Origin of the sequence: Curtobacterium sp. MCBA15_008, from assembly GCF_001865065.1 — a bacterium.
In the GTDB taxonomy this organism is placed as follows: domain Bacteria; phylum Actinomycetota; class Actinomycetes; order Actinomycetales; family Microbacteriaceae; genus Curtobacterium.
This window is the reverse complement of sequence record NZ_MJGN01000007.1, coordinates 1-16,886: the sequence shown is the minus strand read 5'-3', so window position 1 is coordinate 16,886 and position 16,886 is coordinate 1. Positions and strand designations below refer to the sequence as shown.

The following is a 16,886-nucleotide window of genomic DNA, read 5'->3' as shown; positions in this document are numbered from 1 at the left end:
TCCGACGTCAGCCTCCTGGCGTGGATTGGAGGTCGGGCAGTGGCTTCGTCGGCTGCGGGGGCGTCAGCGAGATCTCGGTCACGGAGCCCGTGGTGGTGAACTCAGGGCAAGGGGCCGACTCGGTCGGCGTCTCCCACGAGCCCGGGGAGAGAGTCGCGCTGAAGCAGCCGTAGACGGATGCAGCGTTGGACAGCCCCCCACCTTGCGCTGTTCCGGACGCGTACGACAAGGCCTCCACCCTCGTCTTGTGAACCGAGGTCTTGTAGACCGCAGTACGGAGATCGCCGCGCTTCTCGTCAAACTCCCCGGATGCCCACGACTCGACCTCTTCGAAGGCGCCGGTGTCCACGGTTCGGATCGCCTCCTGGAGCTCTGTGGCGCTCCGGGCACCACGGGCCACATCACTGAGCGCTTGGAGGATCCGAGCCCCGTTCTCTTCCGCGATCTCCTTCGCCTCTGAGCTCGACGTGTGCACTTGAATGCCGCATCCCGCCGTCCCGACAGCGAGGATGCACACGCACAGGGCGGATCCGAGGAGTCTGCTGGCGGTCATCGTGTGGCTCCGAGCGCTTGTTCCATGACATGGGCGTAGAGAGCGGTGCCCTTGGCGTTCGGGTGGATGCTCGCCTGAGCGATGCCTCCCTTGATCCCGCCCCACGGCGCCGGGATCGTGAACATCGGCTTGTCGCCGTTGGTGCGGGATCCGTACACGTAGTCAACGTAGGGGAGCAGGTTGTTGATTGCCGGATCCTGCCCGCATATCGAGCGTCCGTCGAAAGCGCTCGTGGGGTTGGCAAACACGATCTTGGCGTCACCGACCGCGGTGACCCGGGTTTTGATCGTCGTGTTGAGGTCGTTGTTCATCTGTTGCAACCACTCGACGTCATTCGCGGTGATGGGCATGCACTTCACGCCGTCGCCGAACAACGCCGGATACCCCATCACCAGGATCTTCGCATTCGGTGCCTTGGCGCGGATGGTGTTGAGTGTCTTGTCGAGCTGCCCCTCGAGTCTCTCGAGCTTTTCGTAGACGCTCGGTTTCGCACCGCGGCAGTCGCCTGCGCCAGAAGTGACGAGATAGGTGATGACACATCGCTCGAGCACGGGACTGAACCCGACGTCGTTGCCTCCGATGGAAAACGTGACGAGGGTCGTGTGCACGTCCAGGTACCCCTGCTGCAGCTGCGGTGCCTCATATTGCTTGTCTTCCGCTGTCTCGCCGAACAGATGCCTGGTTTCGGCGCCAGAGCAGGAGATCCCGTGGTAGTCGAGGCTGGGGTCGTTGCTGTCGTCCCGAGCACCGATGGTTGTGCTGGAACCCGGGAGTTTTGCGAGGCGGCTCCACGCATTCGATGAGCGGTGGCAGGCGTTGCGCATTCGGTTGTCATCGCCGTTGTTGTCAGTGACGGGCTCGTACTTCCCCGCTCCCTCCCCGGAGGAGAAGGAGTCCCCAAGGGAAACGACGATGTCCTTGGGCTTGTTCGGCAAGGGCTGGAATGCGACCGCGTCCCAGGCGATGTCGTCGCGTGCGTCGATGTCGTCGGCGTCACCGGTGATGTTTGTCAGCGACACGGTCGGGGCGCCAGTGAAGTCGAACACCCCGAGGGATACCCATTCGTTGGCGTACCGGCGTTGGGGGAGACTGCGGGTGACGACCCGTCCGTTTCCGAGGTCAACCGTGTACTTCGCGTCCGGTGCCCACGCAGCGTGGTCGGGCAAGTGCACGAACACGCGACTCCACTGCGAGAGGGACCGTCCGAGGCTCCAGGTGCCTGTTATTGCACCTTGGCGCGAATCCTGTCGGGCGTTCCAGGTGTGTGAGAAGTAGAAGTGTCCGTTCAGGCCGGCTCCGAGTTGATGGGTGTCGATCTTGGACTGGTGGCTACCAGACCCGCCCGGGGCTCCGAAGTCGAACCGGAACGACCCGGTGGTGGCAACGGTGGTGCAGGCCGGGTTGGCGGGGGAAGCGTGGATCGGACCGGCGTCTGTTTGCAGGGGCACATCGTCAACGATCAAGGAGCCGGATGGCAAACCGGCGCGGGTGCAGCTGGGCGGAAAGCTCTCACCGTTGGCTTGCTCGGCCATGTAATCCGCGGCGGGGGCGAAGCGTTCGAACTCGTTCCCACACGTGTACGAGCAGTCGTTCTTCCAAGTTGCGTTTCCGGTCCACCAGCACTTGAAGTCATCCCGAGAGCAGACCGCCGGGTGAACGGCAGAGCAGTCGTTCACGCTGACGCTGCAGAACGTCGACAGCGGCGGCTTCACCGCTGTGCGGTTCGCTGGACCCGAGGTTCCATTGCCGTTCCACCAAGCGGTGCGGAATCCGACGACCTCGACGGCGCCACCCTCGACGGTTTGCTTCTCGATGAGCCCCAGACTGTTCGCGGCGAACCCCATCACTTTCTCACCGTACGGCCAGTCTTGCGGGTGGGCGGCATCGGCGGCGTTGCCGTCCAGGAAGGAATGTCGGGAGGGGTTGTAGATGGGGTTGACGGGATTGTTGAACCAGCCGAGCCCTTCCGCCCCGTCTTCAGCAGTGTGATAGCCGGTGTTGTACGCCCAGACCGCGGCGAACCAGTTCTCGATCTTCGAGCTGTCGCCATCGTTGACTGTGGTCCCTCCTCGACGGGTCTCATTCCACTTGTCGGTCAGCATCTGCGCCGCACGGGCGATGTTCGCCGTGTAGTCGAGGGCAATCGCTTGTTGTTGCGCAGCCGGGAGGGCTGGGGAGTGGCCGTGCTCACGCCCTGCGAGCCGCATCCCGTCGGTGATCTGGCCGACGCCGTACCCGCAGTCCGCCTTGCTGAAGTCGACCCACCAGAACGCGGTCCCGTCGACGCCCCCGGAAACGTCGGTGCCGTAGAAGTTCCCGATGAGGGGGTTCCCGGCCTCGCCGGGGCTCGTGTAGCGGGATGCCTGCCACAGGTTCGATTCTTGAGCCAGGACTCCCAACAGCACCTGCGAGGGGATCCGCCCGCCGCCTTCGAGGGGCTTCTTCGGAAACATCGCCCCAGGACTGTAGGCAGCCATTCCGGTACCGTTCCAGTTCGCCGGCCGACTGATCGACAGCTGCCCGGACACAATCCGGTTCACTGCCCATTCGACCTGACGGGGTTTGGGCTGCAGCGCCTGCCGGCGTGGGTCGTTCCGCGGAATCGCGCACACCCTTTCGGCTTCCGACGGATTCGACGATGATCCTCGCGTCCCGGACGCACCAGGGCGACCAACCGGTGTCGTGGCCAGACGGCTGCCGCCGTCGTTCGGCGCGACTCGTAGCTGGACGACATCGCCGGTGTTCACGGCGGTGGCATCGACCAGCAGCGGCGTCTCCGAGGCTGTGGTCGCACCGTCGCCTGGCGTGGGCGGGGGCGCGGTGACCGTATTCACGGCGAGTCGACCGCCGGTGGAAACTTCGAAGGCGGCGTCAACACCCTCGATACGGTGCATCGACGGAGGCAGACTGGCTGTCGAGTCGATGCCTGCGATGTACGTGCCGCCGGTGGCGTCGCGCGCGAGGCCGACCTTCGTCAGTTCGCCGGAGCCCACCCGTTCTGCATCCTCTAGGGTGCCGTTGTGTTCGAGGATCCCGGTGCGGATGGTTGCGTCTACGCCGTTGTGCTCGGCAAAGGTCAGTCGATCTCCGGCGAGGGTGAGGTCGTAGGCAGCTCCGTCCGTCTGCACCGTTTTGCTGGAGTCGCCGTCGCTGCTGATGCGTTCGATGCCGCCAGGGCCCGCCGCGAGGATGGTCCCGTCGGGGGCAGCAACTGCCGAGGTCACTTGGTGATCGACCTCCGTGGTCCACACCGGCCCCGCGGCAGCGTCGGCTGCGTCGAAGCTGCCGAGCTCCGTGCCGGTGCCCGTGTGCCGGGCGAGGACCGCGTTCGTTCCGGACCCGCATCCTGGATTCGAGTAGGACAGCGAGTAGCCACGCCCGAGGCTTTGGACGTCGCTGGTCTTGGTGTTCACGACGGCCGCCCATGCACCCTCGTTGAAGAGCCGTTGATCATTGCTGAACGCTCGGGGTGCGAACACCGCAACCGCGTACGCGCCGTCAGTGGTGAGGCAGGTGTTGCCTACCCACTGATCCGCCTCGACCCCTGGCACTGCCAAGGTGGCCAGCGCATCCCACGCGTATCCCTCGGAAGCCCTCGCGCTCAGTAGCTGGAGACCGGAAGCTGTTCCGACACTCGCGAATGCGATGTCCGCATCGGTCGGAGCACCCCGACCGAACAGGGACGCCCTGTCTCGTTCCGGCACGGTGAACGGCGCGTCCTTCGCTGCCGACGGCGGTGGCGTCAACGACGCGTCCGGGTCTCCTCGCCGCGGCGACGCCGTCGACGCCGACTCTCCGGCGATCGCGGTCAGCGGAAGCAACGTCGCCGCGGTGATCACGGCAGCGATCCTCGTGGCACGCACACGGGCATGGCGAAGCAAACGATTCATTGAACAGGTCTCTCTTGGACGGCTCGATCGGACGTGCGCGCTCGGCCCCGGCTCAGCCGGCGGGGACGCTGTACGTGAGGTTGCCCGCGAAGGAGCCGGTGCACGGTCCGCAAGCCCCGGCCTGGTGTCCAGTCACGTAGAACGTGCCGCCAGAGATGTAGGAGGCGCCGTTCGTTGCCTTGAACTTGAACGTTGATGACGTGTTCGTCACGGTGACCTTGGCATGAGACGCGGCGGCCCCCTTGGTCCCTCGCAATCCCACCGTGAGGGTATTGGTGCCGCAAGGGCCCAGTCTCGTCGCCTTGAAGAAAGCGCTGTTCTGGTTCAGGGCATTCACGCGGCCTGTCGCGTAGTACTGATTGTGCCCGCACGGGGTGATCGTCCCGCTGATCGCCGAACTGGCCGCGGTCGCTGGAGTCGACAAGGTGAAGAGGAGGGTTGCGCTGAGGATCAGAGCGCTCAGGCTCGACCAGCCAGCAGTCTTGCGGATGCTCATTTGCTGCTCCCCGGGGTGTACAGGTCCGAGCCGCAGTCCACGCTGAACTCGGTCTCGAAGGGCGACTTGCCGACTTCTTCAGCGAGCGCATGCATCTTGCTGTCGTAATCCGACAGGCCGTCGAAGTTGGTCACGGCCGAGAATGAGTCCCATCGGGCGATCGCGTCCCGCGCTGCCTGCATCTTGGAGGCACGAGACGTGGTTGCGGAAAGCGCGTGGTCGAGCCATGCGCAGCGCCAGTATCGGGCAGCGATGTGCTCCGGAAATCCCTTCTCGTAGACGTTCTCCGCTGTCGTGTCCCCACGCAGCAACGCCGGAGGCTCCGTTGGGTAGTCGAACCCCGCCGGCAAGGGATCCGGAACCGCTTGGGTCGCCGCTGCCCACACCGCTGGGATCTGGTCCTGCGAGTAGAAGCTCGTTGGTCCTCCCGTGATCTTCGGCTCGGGCATCGGATCTCGTTCAGCCGCGATCGCGGCGGAGACTCCGGAAGCCACGAGCGTTAACGCCAGCGTGACGCCGACCAGAACAGTGGATGTCTTGTGCACGTGTTACTCCTCATTGAGCGCATCAGAAATCGAGCCTGGTGGCATGACAAAAGCAGGCGCTCGAGTGTCTGCCCGTGCGCGCTGCGGCGTCGAAGCCCCAGGGGGTGTGAATCTGTGGCGCTAGCCGCCCTGCGTCCTGCTGATCCCGACGGGGCTCTCGGACGCCTGGCACTCGGCACCGAGCCTGTCCACAAGCTCACCCCACTCGGTCGCGCCCGGATCGAACGCGGTATCACCCAAGCTCGATAGGTAGGCACCCGCGTTACCGAATGAGTTCTGAGGTTCCGGGATGGTCGGGATCTGCTCGACGCCGAATTGCACCGCATCGAGTTGAGCCCGGTAGGCCTCATCGCCGATGACTCCGGCTGCTTTATCGGCTCGTGCGTTTTCCTGCACGGTCAAGAGTGCTGACAGCTGCCCGCACGCCGCGGACATCGATGTGTCCACTTCGAGCGCGTCTTCGGCTGAGGCGGTCGAGCTGACCGTCGGCGTGCTCGACCTTGATGGAGCACTGGTTGTTGCGCATCCGGTCAGAGCAATCGCCGTGAGCATTGTTCCGCCAAGTGTCAGCATCGGCCGTTTGGTTGGTCGCACGAGCTTTCCCCTTTCTCGTCGTCGAGAAGCTCTCTGGGGAAACTACCGGAACATGAAACACCAGAAGAACACATTTCACATGCTCGTTATGGATCCGTTATCGTCCACCGCGGCTAGCGCCGACGGTTCACGTCACGTCCGCCGCCGCCGCCGCACCCGACTACGAGCCGAGTCGGGCGACCCGTCGAGGTGGGGAACGCCTCACGGCGTGATCAGGCGGCGTTGAGCTCCGCCCGCAACGCCCCCACGAAGTCGTCGATGTCCTGCTCCGTCGTGTCGAAGGAGCACATCCACCGCACCTCGTTCCGGCTGGCATCCCAGTCGTAGAACCGGAAGTGCTCACGCAGCCGCTCGGCCACACCGGCGGGCAGCGTCGCGAACACCCCGTTCGCCTGGGTCTCCTGGCTGAAGGCGACCCCGCGGATGCTGCCGTCGGCGATGCCGGCCTCGAGCGCATCACGGAGCCGCGCCGCCATGGCGTTGGCGTGCGAAGCGGAGCGGAGGTAGAGGTCGTCGGTGAGCAGGGCGATGAGCTGCGCCGATACGAACCGCATCTTCGACGACAGCTGCATGTTCATCTTGCGGAGGTAGTGCAGCCCCTCCGAGGCGGAGGGGTTCAGCACGACGATCGCTTCGCCGTAGAGCATGCCGTTCTTCGTCCCGCCGAAGCTCAGGACGTCCACGCCGGCGTCGGTCGTGAACGATCGGAGCGGGACCCCGAGCGTGGCCGCGGCGTTCGAGATGCGCGCACCGTCCATGTGCAGCGTCATGCCGAGCGGGTGGATGTGGTCGGCGATCGCCCGGATCTCGTCGACGGAGTAGGCCGTGCCGAGCTCGGTGGTCTGGGTGATCGAGACCACGAGCGGCTGGGCCCGGTGCTCGTCGCCCCAGCCCCAGGCCTCGCGATCGATCAGCTCGGGCGTGAGCTTGCCGTCCGGGGCATCGACGGGCAGGAGCTTGATCCCCGCGACGCGCTCGGGCGCCCCGGCCTCGTCGGTGTGGATGTGCGCGGTCGAGGTGCACACGACGGCGCCCCACCGCGGGAGCATCGACTGCAGCCCGACGACGTTCGCCCCGGTGCCGTTGAACACCGGGAACGCCTGGGCCTGCGGCCCGAAGTGCGAGGTGATGACCTCCTGCAGCCGTGCCGTGTAGACGTCCTCGCCGTAGGCGATCTGGTGGCCGGCGTTGGCCGCGGCGATCGCGTCGAGGATCTCGGGGTGGACGCCGGCGTAGTTGTCGGAGGCGAAGCCCCGCAGGTCCAGGTCGTGGAGTCGAAGGGTCACTGGTTCATCCTAGGGAGACGGGGAGAGGGGGAGTCTGGCGCCGTTGACGTCCGAGGGCGCCTCCGACCAGAGCCGGACGACCTCGTCACCGAGTCGCTGCTCGAGCCCGGACAACGCCCCGACGACGAACAGGGTGGCTGCCGCCGAACCCGGCGCGTCCTTCCCGAAGCCCTGCGCGACGGCACGGACCCAGGCGTCGGATGCGGCCTTGGCGGCGGCGTAGTTGGCGGCGCCGGCGGTGGGGGAGTCGACCGCGGTCGACGAGACGAACGCCAGGCGCCCGGCCGGGGAGGCCACGAGGTCGTCGTAGAACACGCGGGTCGTGTTCCGCAGGGTGCGGAATGCCCCGTCGAAGAAGTCCCAGTCCTCGTCCGTCTGTCCGGCCAGACCGCCGCCGCCACGCCACCCTCCGACGAGGTGGACCAGGCCGTCGACGCGGCCGGAAGCGCTGTGGACGGCGGAGGCCAGTGCGGTGACCGCACCCAGGTCCGAGAGGTCGCACGTGTGGGTGGTGACACCCGGGACGGACGCGCGCAGTGCCTCCAGGGCGTCGAGTCTGGTGCCGACCGCGACGACGGCCGCACCGGCGGCGGTGAGTGCCCGCGCGACCGCCGCGCCGCTGGTGCTGGTCGCTCCGGCGATCAGCACCAGGCGGCCGGCGAGGGACCCGCCGCTCACGCGGCGTCCGCCACGAGAGCAGACGCGACAGACGACGCCCCGGTGATCCCGGCCGTCGACGCGATGACCGCGGCCATCTTCTTGTTGAGCGCCTCGTAGAACATCGACAGCGGGAACTCGTCGTCGAGCACTGCGTCCGTGTAGCCCTTCGGCAGTCCGGCGAGCGTCTCGTCCGGCAGTCCACGCGCCCAGGCCGACGCGGGGTGCGGCGTGAGCGTGCGGGTCAGCATCTCGTACGCGGCGAGCCAGTGCGCTGCCTTCGGCCGGTCGATCGACCGCCGGTACAGCTCGTTGATCTCGTCGCTCAGGGCGATGATGACGTCGGGCACCTCGTCCCAGTCGATGGCGAGCCGCGTGTCCGTCCAGTGCAGGACGTGGTGCTGGTGCATCCAGGCGAAGAGGAGCTGGCCGCCGAGCCCGTCGTAGTTCCGGACGCGGCTGCCGGTGATCGCGAAGCGGAAGATGCGGTCGAACACCACCGCGTACTGCACCAGGCGTGCGTGGTCGCGGATCTCCCGCTGCGCCGCGGACAGTTCGTCGTCGGGGACCGCCGACAGCGTCCGGTCCAGGCGGACCGACTCGCGGAACGCCGTCAGGTCGCAGCGCAGCTCCTCGAGCGAGTAGAGGAAGAACGGCATCCGCTGCTTGATCATGAACGGGTCGAACGGCAGATCGCCGCGCATGTGCGAGCGGTCGTGGATGATGTCCCACATCACGAAGACCCGCTCGGTGAGCTGCTGGTCGTCGAGCATCGCGGCGGCGGCGTCCGGTAGTTCCAGCTTGGTGATCTCCGCCGCGGCGCGGACGACCCTGCGGTAGCGGGCGGCTTCGCGGTCCTGGAAGATCGCGCCCCACGTGAACGACGGGATCTCCCGCATCGCGACCGTCTCGGGGAACAGCACCGCCGAGTTCGTGTCGTAGCCCGGGGTGAAGTCGACGAACCGCAGCGCGACGAAGAGCGCGTTGCCGTGGTCGCCTGCCTCGAGCTCCGCGATGAACTCCGGCCAGATCACCTCGACCAGCAGGGCCTCGACGAGGCGCGAGGAACTGCCGTTCTGCGTGTACATCGGGAACACGACGAGGTGGCCCAGCCCGTCGACGCGGTGCTGCTGCGGCTGGAACTCGTTCAGGGAGTCGAGGAAGTCGGGGACGCCGAACCCCTGGTCCTCCCACCGCGCGAAGTCACGTTGGACGGCGGCGAGGTACGCCGCATCGTGCGGGAAGAACGGTGCCAGTTCGGCGACGGCCTGGAGGATCGTGGCCAGGTCCTCGGAAGCGGCCCCGTGATCGGACGGGTCGGGTACCGAGCCGTCGGCCGTCTGCAGCGCACGGAACGACACGACGGCGGCCTTCAGCCGCAGCCACGCCGGGTGGGTGGCGACCGCGCGGACGGGCAGGCGGTCCTCGACGACCTCGGGCTCACCGACTATGGCGTCCTGTGTGAACCCCTGGACGAACTGCGACATGTCGAACCTCCCGTCATCGGGTCGGCCGCGGCGGTGCGGCGGGATCGTGCTTGCGACGAGCCTAGGGAAGAGCGGCGGACGGATGGTTGCTCATCCCCGGCGGAATCGTGCGCGTTCCCGGGTGCTGCGCCCGAAGTCGGACTCTCCGCGCACGGATTCGCCGGACGGAGCGTTCCGTGGTCACCAGGAGCCGGGCGCGTAGTCCTTCAGGAAGACACCGAACAGGTCCTCGCCCGCTTCGCCCCGCACGATCGGGTCGTAGACACGGGCGGCTCCGTCGACGAGGTCGAGCGGCGCGTGGAACCCCTCCTCGGCCAGTCGCACCTTCGTCGGGTGCGGTCGTTCGTCGGTGATCCAGCCGGTGTCGACGCTCGTCATCAGGATCCGGTCGGTCTCGAACATCTCCTGCGCGCTCGTACGGGTGAGCATGTTCACCGCGGCCTTCGCCATGTTCGTGTGCGGGTGGCCCGCTCCCTTGTAGGCGCGGCCGAACACGCCTTCCATGGCGCTGACGTTCACTACGTAGGTGCGGCGTGCGGCGCTCGCGGCCATCGCGGGACGGAGCTTCGAGATCAGGACGAACGGCGCCGTCGTGTTGGCCAGCTGGACCTCGAGCATCTCGAGGGGGTCGACCTCGTCGACGCGCTGCGTCCACGAGTTCGCGTCGTGGAGGTCCGGGACCAGTCCGCCGGCGTCGATCGCGGTCCCCGTCGCGAGGCGTTCGAGCGAGCTCGAGCCGGGGGCCATCGCCTGCTCGGTGAGCTCGTCCGCCCGGGCAGCCGCGGCCGCGAGGATCGGGTGTGCCGTCACCGACCGAGCGAGTGCCAGCGGGTGCCGGTCGTTCGTGTGGCCGAAGGTCACGAGTTCCGGCAGCGGTCCGTCCGGCAGCGGTGCGAGCTCGGCGTCCACGAGGGGCTGGTACGCCCCCGGCGACCGCCGGACCGTCTGCGTGGCGTTGTTGACCAGGATGTCGAGGGGCCCGGAGGCCGCGACGTCGTCGGCGAGCCCGATGACCTGGGCGGGGTCGCGCAGGTCGATGCCCACCACCTTGAGGCGGGACATCCACTCCGCGGAGTCGGGCAGGCTGGCGAACCGCCGCACCGCGTCGCGGGGGAACCGCGTCGTGATGGTGGTGTGTGCGCCGTCCCGCAGCAGCCGGAGCGCGATGTACATGCCGATCTTCGCGCGCCCGCCGGTGAGCAGCGCGCGCTTGCCCGTCAGGTCGGTGCGGGCATCGCGCTTCGCGTGGCTCAGGGCAGCGCACGCGGGGCACAGCTGGTGGTAGAAGGCGTCGACCACCGTGTACTGCTGCTTGCACATGTAGCAGGGGCGTGCCTTCAGCAGCGTGCCGGCCGTGGACGTCGCGCTCGAGCTGCTGATCGGGACACCGCGGGTCTCGTCGTCGATCCGGTCGGCGGCCCCGGTGGCGGTGGCGGCGATGACCTGGCGGTCGGCGGCGGCGATGACCGCTCGCTTCTCGAGCCGGTGCGCACGCTTGACGGCCTTGAACATCTTCGCCGTGGCCTGTCGGACGCGGATGAAGTCGGGGTGCGTCTCGTCGATCTCGGTGAGTTGCTCGAGGACCTGCAGCGTCACGCTGAGGTCGGCGGGGGAGATGCCGCTGGGGTCGGCGCGCTCGGAGATCACACGGAATCTTACGAGATCGAGACTCCGGATGCCCTGCGACCGGGCGTCTGCGTCAGGCGGCGGGGCCGTTCGACCGGTTCAGGCGGTCGGCCGCGCGTCCGAACAGCCAGTTGACGGCCCACCCGAGCACGCCGATCACGGGGAGGGCGATGATCACCACGGTCCAGAGGACCTTAACGACGTCGCTGCGTCGACGGTCCCGCCAGACCTGCACCAGGGCGAGCGCGTCCAGCGCCAGGATCACCAGGATGATCAGCAGGTGTGCGCCGGCCAGGTTCTCGAGCATCGCGTTCCCCTTCTGTCGTGTTCCTCGCGCAGCAGCGCGGTCCCACGATAGGACTGGGCGCTTCGGGCATCGTCCACCGGTCGGATGACATCGCGAGGGGCGGTGCGGCGCGCGGGGGCCGTGCACTCGCGGTCCGCGCCGCTCGTGGCAGGCTCGGTCCGGACGATCGGGAAGTGGGGGACACCGGTGGACGAAGCACTCTTGTACGACCTCTGCAGTCGGGCGCGGCTCGTCGAGGTGCGGTTCGTCGGTTCCGACGCGGGACTCCGCGGGCTGACGGACTTCATCGCCGAGGCGACCGGGTCCGCCGATCGGTTCGGGCACGAGCAGCTCGTGCAGATGATCGGGGCCGCTCCGAGACCGATCGGCTTCCGCTACGGGCTCCGGCGACTCACCGCGATCACCGCGGTCCGAACCACGCCCCCCGACGACTTCTCCGGCGAGGAGCGTGGCGAGTACGAGGCCGCACAGACCGCCTTGCGCCGGTCCCTCGGGCGGGACTCGGGCGAGCCCGCGCACGGGGTCGTGGGTGTCGCACGGAACGTGCTGGAGCAGTTCGTCCTCCGCTGGTTCTGACCCGGGTCGCGACGCCGACATCGGAGCCGGGTCCGTTCAGCCCGAGCGACCGTCGGTCAGCACCTGGATCGCGACCACGGCGATGACGAACACGACGACCACGCCGAGCAGCGTCGCCAGTGCGGGCGGCCACCCCGTCCGTCCTCGGAGGCGATGAGCGACTGTCCCGCCGATCCCGCCCACCAGCACCACGAGGGTGCCGACGAGGTGCCAGTTCCGCACGGCCTCGCCGCCGTCGACGTCACACCGCGCGGACGGGTCCGCGCACGCCGTGAACGCCAGCTGCCCGATCACGACGGCGAACCAGGCGGCGGAACCGGCCAGGACCGCCGCGCCCAGGAGCAGGACCGAGGCGACGAAGTCGGCCAGACCGGGCGACGGACGCGGGCGGTCCGGCGCGGTTCGCCGTCGGCCGAGGTCCAGGTCGTCACCCGGATCGTCCCACCAGTCCTCGCGAGCCCCCACACGTCCACCGTATGTGGCGGCGGTGGGCGTTCGTCGACGACGGCCTGGAGGCGCGTGGTCGGTCAGAACCGGGTGGACCCGCGCGACCGGCGGGGCCGCCCGTCGGGGTCGACCGCGAGCCTCGCAGCCGGCGCAGCCCACAACCGCTGCAGCGCCGACACCGGCTCCGTGTGGTGCTGCCGGATGCGACCGGGCGGCCTCGGCCCCGGCTCGCCGTCCTCGTGCCAGTGGTCGAGCGCGCGGGCCCGGGACCGCCAGAGCGCGAGGAGCTCGGTGCCGGTGCCGTCCAGCCGCGGGTCGTCCGGCGTGGTCGCCAGGTGCTCCGCCCACAGCTGCCGCCGGAGGTCCCGCGCGAGCGACCCGTCGCCCGCGCCGGAGTCGACCACGGCGCAGGTGAGCTCGCTGTCCGACGTCCACGAGCGGCGGTTGAAGTTGTCCGACCCGATCGTGAACCACTCGTCGTCGACGATGCAGACCTTGGCGTGGATGTAGATCGGCCGGCCGGACTCGTGCTCGAGGTCGAAGACGCCCACCCGGTCCGGCGCGGTCTGGCGGAGGGTCTGCAACGCGTCGATCTGGCCGAGCCGACTCGGGGGGCCGCTCAGGGCGCCGTCGGAGTTCGGGTACCGGGGAACGAGGACGATGACGCGCAGTTCGGGGTTGCGCTCGAGGGCCTCGGCGATGCCCGAGGCGACCTCGCGCGACCAGAGGTACTGGTCCTCGATGGAGATCAGCGTCTTCGCCGTCCGGAACGCCTTCGCGTAGGCCCGGGCGATGCTCCGCTCTCCCTGCGGTGCGAAGGGGAACGGCGGACGCTTCACCCCGTACGTCCGGAGGAGCTGGACGGCGTGGTCACCGGCGGGCGGCGGCGGGGGAGTCCGCTCGGGTAGGGGCTCCGGGTGGCGGGGCATCCGGGTCAGGCGCTGCAGGAGCATCCGGTACGGCAGGCTCCGGTCGAGCGGGTGCGGGTCGTCCCACCGCTCGGCGAAGACCGCGAGCACGTCGGCGACGACCGGGCCGCGCAGCTCCATCGAGGCGTCGTGCCACGCGGGGCGCTCGCCGTAGCGGGCGTCGATGGAGACGTGCTGCGGGTCGCCCTCGTGGTCGGCGTCGTCACGGCGACTGTGGCACAGGTCGATGCCGCCGACGTAGGCGACGTCGCGGGCGGGGTCGTCGTGGTGCTGGATGACGAAGAACTTCTGGTGGTGCGATCCGAACACGCGGACGCGCTGGTCGAGCAGGACCTCGCCGCCGGCGTCGTTGATCTTCCGTCCGAGCATCTCGTTCGAGCGGGCGCTGAGCGAGGCGGAGACCCGCTCACCGTGGGAACGCCAGATCAGCCCGCGGACCTCGACGCCCGCGCGTGCACGGTCGGCGAGCAGGTCCCCGATGGTCGGGCCGTCGGGCAGCAGTCGTTCGTCGGCGTCGCCGCGCCAGTCGGTGAACCACACGCGGTCGCCGGGGCCGAGCGCGGACAGCTCGGCGTGGAGCCGCTCGAAGTACGGGCCGCCGTGCACGAGCGGGCGGACGAGGTTGCCCTCCGACCACGCGGGTCCGTCACCGCTGCCCGAGTGCACCTCGGTGGCGGTGTTGCCGCGCTCGTGGCGGGCGAGGAACCAGTGGGCCGGGTCGGTGGGCACTCCTGGAGACTACGGGGCGGGGTCGTCGACGGCACCACCGGGGAGGCAGGGTGCTGTAGAGGTCTTCAGATCGCCCTGCGAGTCGGACGGGAAGCGCACTCCCCGCGGACGCGGGACAGGGCCGCGCCTACCGTGAAGGCGTCATGACAGCTGAACACCGCACCTCCGCCGAGCCCGACGCGGCTCCCACCGACCAGCCGGACCCGAACCGTTGGAAGGCACTCGTCATCTGCCTGCTCGGCGGCGGGATCGTGCTGCTCGACGTGTCGATCGTCAACGTCGCCCTGCAGTCGATCTCGAAGGGGCTCCCCGGCGCCTCACCCGAGGCGGTGCAGTGGATCCTGTCCGGGTACGCGCTGTCCTTCGGCCTGCTGCTCGTCCCCGGCGGACGGCTCGGTGACGCCACCGGACGCCGCCGGATGTTCGTCATCGGGGTCGGCCTCTTCACCGTGGCGAGCGCGCTCTGCGGCTTCGCCCCGAACGGCATCGTGCTGGTGGTCGCCCGCCTGGTGCAGGGCCTCGCCGGCGGCCTGCTCACCCCGCAGGTGACGGCGCTCATCCAGCAGCTGTTCCGCGGCAAGGAACGCGGGACGGCCTTCGGGCTCTTCGGCGCGACGGTCGGCATCGCCACGGCGATCGGCCCCCTCGTCGGCGGGCTGCTCATCACGGCCTTCGGCACCGAGAACGGGTGGCGGTTCGTCTTCTTCGTGAACCTGCCCGTGGGACTCGTCACGATCCTCCTGGCCTTCCGGTACCTGCCGAAGCCGCAGCGGACCGAAGCCGGGCGCAAGCACGACTTCGACCCGGTCGGCATCGCGCTCCTCGGGGCTGCGGTGGTCGCCCTGCTGCTGCCGTTCGTGCAGTCCGAGCAGTGGAAGGGCAGCGCGAAGTGGTGGCTCGTCGTGGTCGCCGTCGTGCTCGGAGTGCTGTTCGTGCTCTGGGAACGCCGGTACCAGCGGACGAAGGAGCCCGTGATCGACCTCCGGCTCTTCCGCCGCCGCTCGTTCACGCTCGGGGTGGGCTTGGCGACGGTCTACTTCGCCGGGTTCACTCCGCTGTTCTTCGTCCTGACGCTCGCGCTGCAGTCCGGGCTGCACTACTCGGCGCTGCTGGCCGGCCTGTCGTCGGTGGCCTTCGCGATCGGATCCGGCGTCGCCTCGACGGTCGGCGGACGGGTCGTGCACCGGTTCGGGCGGCAGCTCATCGTCGTCGGGACGGTCCTCGTCCTGCTCGGTCTCGGCGGCGTGATCTGGGTCGTCGCGAACCACTACGAACCCGACCTCGGGTGGTGGCTCGTGATCCCGCTGCTCGTCGCCGGCGTCGGCTCGGGGCTGACCATCTCGCCGAACCAGACGCTCACGCTGTCCGAGGTGCCGGTCGAGCAGGGCGGATCCGCGGGCGGTCTCATCCAGGTCGGCGCCCGGGTCGGGTCCGCGATCGGGATCGCCGCGGTCGGCAGCGTCTTCTACTCGTCGCTCGCCGACTCCCGGGGCGACTACTCCGAGGGGCTGCCGCTGGCGCTCGGGGTGTCCCTCGGGTTCGTCGCGGCGGCGCTGCTCGCGGGCGTCGTCGACGTCGTGGTGGGGAAGGTGCGGGGGACCGAAGCGTCCGTGTAGGTGCGCGCGGGACGGCCACCGGTTCGCGGGTGGGCGAATCATCGGGGACACTGGACTCCGCTGTCCACGTGGCTGCGTGAACTCTCACTCTGCAAGGAAGGCTCCGGATGCCCGAGCTCCCCGTCGTGTTCGAAGTCGGGTCGATCGTCGCGCTCGTCGTGATCCTGCTCGCCGACCTGCTCATCGTCGCCCGCCGCCCGCACGTCCCGACGCTCAAGGAGTCCGGGATCTGGGTCGGCGTCTACGTCGGCCTCGCGCTCGTGTTCGCCGTCGCGATGTTCGTCTTCGCCGGTGGTGAGCCGGCCGGGCAGTTCCTGGCGGGCTGGCTGACCGAGTACAGCCTGAGCATCGACAACCTGTTCGTGTTCGTCATCATCATGGCGCGCTTCTCGGTGCCGAAGAAGATCCAGCAAGAGGTGCTCATGCTGGGCATCATCATCGCGCTCGTGCTGCGGGGGATCTTCATCCTCGTCGGCGCGCAGCTGATCGAGAACTTCTCGTGGATCTTCTACATCTTCGGCGCGTGGCTCGTGTGGACGGCGATCCAGCAGCTCCGTGGCGAGGACGAGGACGAGGAGCAGAAGGACAGCTTCATCGTGCGGCTGCTGCGCCGTCGTGTGCCGATCACCGACACGTTCGACGGGATGAAGTTCCGCACGCACCAGGACGGCGTCCGGCACTTCACGCCGCTGCTCATCGTCCTGATCGCGATCGGCACGACGGACCTGCTGTTCGCGCTCGACTCGATCCCGGCGATCTTCGGCATCACCGAGAGCCCGTTCATCGTCTTCACCGCGAACGTGTTCGCGCTGATGGGCCTGCGGCAGCTCTACTTCCTGCTCGGCGGGTTGCTCGAGCGGCTCGTCTACCTCAAGTACGGGATCGCGTTCATCCTCGCGTTCATCGGCGTCAAGCTCGTCCTGCACGCACTGCACGGCAACGAGCTGCCCTTCCTCAACGGCGGGGAGCACATCGAGTGGGCGCCCGAGATCCCGACCTGGGTCTCCCTCGTGGTGATCGTCGTCGCGATGGCCGTGTCGACCGTCGCCAGCCTCGCGAAGATGCGGCGGGATCCGGCCCCGGCCGACGAGGAGACCGCCCGGGCGTCCGACTGACGTTCCGGGGTCTCCGCAGACGGACTGGAGGCG

Annotated in this window: 15 protein-coding genes; 3 read left to right on the top strand and 12 right to left on the bottom strand. The window is 68.6% G+C overall.

Going from position 1 to position 16,886, the window contains the following annotated elements; translation table 11 throughout:
* Positions 1–7: 7 nt before the first annotated feature.
* From BIU96_RS03350 to BIU96_RS03305, 10 genes are all read right to left on the bottom strand, one after another.
* Positions 8–553, bottom strand: a complete 546-nt coding sequence (locus tag BIU96_RS03350) for a hypothetical protein (protein ID WP_071291205.1) — start codon at positions 551–553, stop codon at positions 8–10.
* Positions 550–4,392: a GDSL-type esterase/lipase family protein gene (locus BIU96_RS03345; RefSeq protein WP_139199744.1), complete on the bottom strand. Its 3,843-nt coding sequence runs from the start codon at positions 4,390–4,392 to the stop codon at positions 550–552. The genes BIU96_RS03350 and BIU96_RS03345 overlap by 4 nt, the downstream gene beginning before the upstream one ends.
* 103 nt (positions 4,393–4,495) lie before the next feature.
* Complete coding sequence (locus BIU96_RS03340; protein WP_071291203.1) at positions 4,496–4,939, bottom strand: hypothetical protein; 444 nt, start codon at positions 4,937–4,939, stop codon at positions 4,496–4,498.
* Positions 4,936–5,484, bottom strand: coding sequence for a hypothetical protein (locus tag BIU96_RS03335; RefSeq protein ID WP_139199742.1), 549 nt, complete (start codon positions 5,482–5,484; stop codon positions 4,936–4,938). The genes BIU96_RS03340 and BIU96_RS03335 overlap by 4 nt, the downstream gene beginning before the upstream one ends.
* A gap of 120 nt (positions 5,485–5,604) precedes the next feature.
* Positions 5,605–6,057 (bottom strand): hypothetical protein, encoded by a 453-nt coding sequence (locus BIU96_RS03330; protein WP_139199740.1) that lies wholly within the window; start codon positions 6,055–6,057, stop codon positions 5,605–5,607.
* 233 nt (positions 6,058–6,290) lie between these two features.
* A complete protein-coding gene (locus tag BIU96_RS03325; protein WP_071291200.1) occupies positions 6,291–7,364 on the bottom strand; it encodes a low specificity L-threonine aldolase in 1,074 nt (357 codons plus the stop codon).
* A 9-nt stretch (positions 7,365–7,373) separates the two neighbouring features.
* On the bottom strand, positions 7,374–8,042 hold the full coding sequence (locus BIU96_RS03320) for an SDR family NAD(P)-dependent oxidoreductase (RefSeq protein WP_071291199.1): 669 nt from the start codon (positions 8,040–8,042) through the stop codon (positions 7,374–7,376).
* Positions 8,039–9,508 carry a DUF6421 family protein gene (locus BIU96_RS03315; protein WP_071291198.1) on the bottom strand — a complete coding sequence of 490 codons (1,470 nt, stop codon included), beginning with the start codon at positions 9,506–9,508 and terminating at the stop codon, positions 8,039–8,041. The genes BIU96_RS03320 and BIU96_RS03315 overlap by 4 nt, the downstream gene beginning before the upstream one ends.
* A 180-nt stretch (positions 9,509–9,688) precedes the next feature.
* On the bottom strand, positions 9,689–11,155 hold the full coding sequence (locus BIU96_RS03310) for an SDR family NAD(P)-dependent oxidoreductase (protein ID WP_071291197.1): 1,467 nt from the start codon (positions 11,153–11,155) through the stop codon (positions 9,689–9,691).
* A gap of 52 nt (positions 11,156–11,207) precedes the next feature.
* A complete protein-coding gene (locus BIU96_RS03305) occupies positions 11,208–11,441 on the bottom strand; it encodes a PLD nuclease N-terminal domain-containing protein (RefSeq protein ID WP_071291196.1) in 234 nt (77 codons plus the stop codon).
* Between the two features lie 186 nt (positions 11,442–11,627).
* Between BIU96_RS03305 and BIU96_RS03300 the strand changes: the two genes are divergently transcribed.
* Complete coding sequence (locus BIU96_RS03300; RefSeq protein WP_139199738.1) at positions 11,628–12,017, top strand: hypothetical protein; 390 nt, start codon at positions 11,628–11,630, stop codon at positions 12,015–12,017.
* Between the two features lie 36 nt (positions 12,018–12,053).
* On the opposite strand, the gene BIU96_RS03295 is transcribed toward BIU96_RS03300, so the two are convergent.
* Together BIU96_RS03295 and BIU96_RS03290 are read right to left on the bottom strand one after the other, a co-directional pair.
* Entirely contained in the window at positions 12,054–12,482 is a 429-nt protein-coding gene (locus tag BIU96_RS03295) for a hypothetical protein (RefSeq protein WP_071291194.1), read from the bottom strand.
* A 62-nt stretch (positions 12,483–12,544) separates the two neighbouring features.
* On the bottom strand, positions 12,545–14,122 hold the full coding sequence (locus BIU96_RS03290; RefSeq protein ID WP_071291193.1) for a phospholipase D-like domain-containing protein: 1,578 nt from the start codon (positions 14,120–14,122) through the stop codon (positions 12,545–12,547).
* Positions 14,123–14,265: 143 nt separating this feature from the next.
* On the opposite strand from BIU96_RS03290, the gene BIU96_RS03285 reads away from it, so the two are divergent.
* Positions 14,266–15,738 (top strand): MFS transporter, encoded by a 1,473-nt coding sequence (locus tag BIU96_RS03285; RefSeq protein WP_071291192.1) that lies wholly within the window; start codon positions 14,266–14,268, stop codon positions 15,736–15,738.
* A gap of 107 nt (positions 15,739–15,845) precedes the next feature.
* Positions 15,846–16,853 (top strand): TerC family protein, encoded by a 1,008-nt coding sequence (locus BIU96_RS03280; protein ID WP_071291191.1) that lies wholly within the window; start codon positions 15,846–15,848, stop codon positions 16,851–16,853.
* The last annotated feature ends 33 nt before the right edge of the window (positions 16,854–16,886 follow it).